The following is a 1761-nucleotide window of genomic DNA, read 5'->3' on the forward strand; positions in this document are numbered from 1 at the left end:
CTCAGCCCCCAAACCGATGATTTGTGCGCCAGAAATAGCGGGTAGGGCGATGATCAAGCCAGCGGCCGTTGTGCGCATGGCTAAACCCAAGCCGTCAGCCAAATCGTTAGGTGTGATGTTCCCAGTTGAAACCGCGATGCCTTTAAACATCTCAATCAATCCCAATACTGTGCCGAGAAGACCAATTAGCGGGCTGATCACGCCGATCAACGTCAGAAGGCGAAGACCAGAATGCAGTTGATGACGCTTTTCTTGCAGCCACATGCCCGCCGCGTCTTCACGTAGCGATTTAGCGTATGCGTGGTGAGCCAACAGCATTGCTACACCGCGATAAAGCAGGGGACGCTTGCCCGACAACTCATCGGCCAGCGCTTCAATATCTCGGCTGTTAGTTGGGTCTAGACTGGCCAAATGTTGACGAATGGCACTTTTTCCAACGCCAAGACTGATGAATACTTGGAAGAGTCGTTCCGCAATGATCATGACGGTGAGTGCTGAGCAAATGATCAAAGGCCATGTCATAAGACCGAACTGAGTTTGTAATTCTTGTAGTTGTTCCATTATCCATCCAACTTAAAACGAACTGGTATTTGTACTCGGTGAGCCACTTTTAGCCCGCCTAAAATATGTGGTGTAAATTGCCATTGTTTAATAGCTCGCAGCGCTGAGGCATCCAGCGACTCGGTGCCAGATGATTCAAGCAAAACATGTTTGATTTGGTTGCCATTCTCATCGAGCCATACCTCATACAAGGCTGCGCCTTCGATACCGCGTCTTTGCGCAGACCTTGGATAGCGGGGCTGCGTTGGTTGACTCACAAACGTTGGTTTGTCGACCAAAATAGGCTGAGACGTTGCCCCTTTGGATTGGCTCGCTGATGCAGTTTGCTGAGTAACCGTATCTTTCTTCACCGGTTCTATTTTTTTCTTCGGTTCGGCTTTGGGCTGAGTTTCTTGCTTGGCAACCGTTTTGGTTGGTTCCACTTTCTTAGGTTGCTTAATTGGCTCTGGCTTTTTCTCGACCACCTTTTTCTTCACCGCCTCTTTTTTGACAACCTGCTTCTTAACGATCTTCTTTTCAGGCTCAGGCTGTTTTTGAGGCTGTGGCTCTTTTGGTGGTTCCACATTCTCTGGTGTGGGCTTTTCGAGCGTTGGTGGTGGTGCAGATACAAGGTTGAGGCTTACCGAGCTTGCTGGGTTTCCAGCAGGCATTGCGAACACTTTGTTCTCTTGCGAGACAAAAAGAAGTGCGGCATGAATGACGAGAGAGGCGCCTCCTGCAATGACATATCTTTGTACGTTCACGGGTTATTCTCGGTAGAACTATGAAAACTTGAGGCGATTATTACTTACAATCGAAATAAGATCAATTATCAATTGCATTATCATTACGGTCAAATTATGATCCTTGCAGTTTTTTTTGAGATTAGCCTCTATCCCTTATGTGGTGGGGTTTAAGTGAGTATATATGAGCGTCGATATTGATAAATTTGACGAATCAGTTCTGGGCAGCGATAGCCCTGACCCCCTGAGATTTGCTTTTGTGAAGAAGCACTCGGCTCATGCTGGCGGAGCGAGTGTGCCAGTACCGCCACCTCAACAAGCAGGGGTTTTGTCGAGCATTACTTCTGACCAAAACGTGAGAAACAACAAACGCTGTTTGTACATTCACGTACCATTTTGCCGTGTTCGCTGCACTTTTTGTAACTTCTTTCAGAATGCGGCCAGTCGCAAACTTGTCGATGAGTACTTCGCTGCTTTA

2 protein-coding genes and 1 pseudogene are annotated in these 1761 nt (G+C 47.6%); 1 reads left to right on the plus strand and 2 read right to left on the minus strand.

The annotated features are described in order from the left end of the window. On the minus strand, positions 1-561 hold a 561-nt coding region (locus R7P67_RS23570), incomplete at its 3' end, for a MotA/TolQ/ExbB proton channel family protein (protein ID WP_318086160.1). Beyond that, positions 561-1304: an energy transducer TonB gene (locus R7P67_RS23575; RefSeq protein ID WP_318086161.1), complete on the minus strand. Its 744-nt coding sequence runs from the start codon at positions 1302-1304 to the stop codon at positions 561-563. The genes R7P67_RS23575 and R7P67_RS23570, both read right to left, overlap by 1 nt. A gap of 163 nt (positions 1305-1467) precedes the next feature. Between R7P67_RS23575 and R7P67_RS23580 the strand changes: the two are divergent. Then, positions 1468-1761, plus strand: a pseudogene (locus R7P67_RS23580) (heme anaerobic degradation radical SAM methyltransferase ChuW/HutW); the annotation flags it as partial.

This window comes from Vibrio sp. Vb0937, from assembly GCF_033338855.1.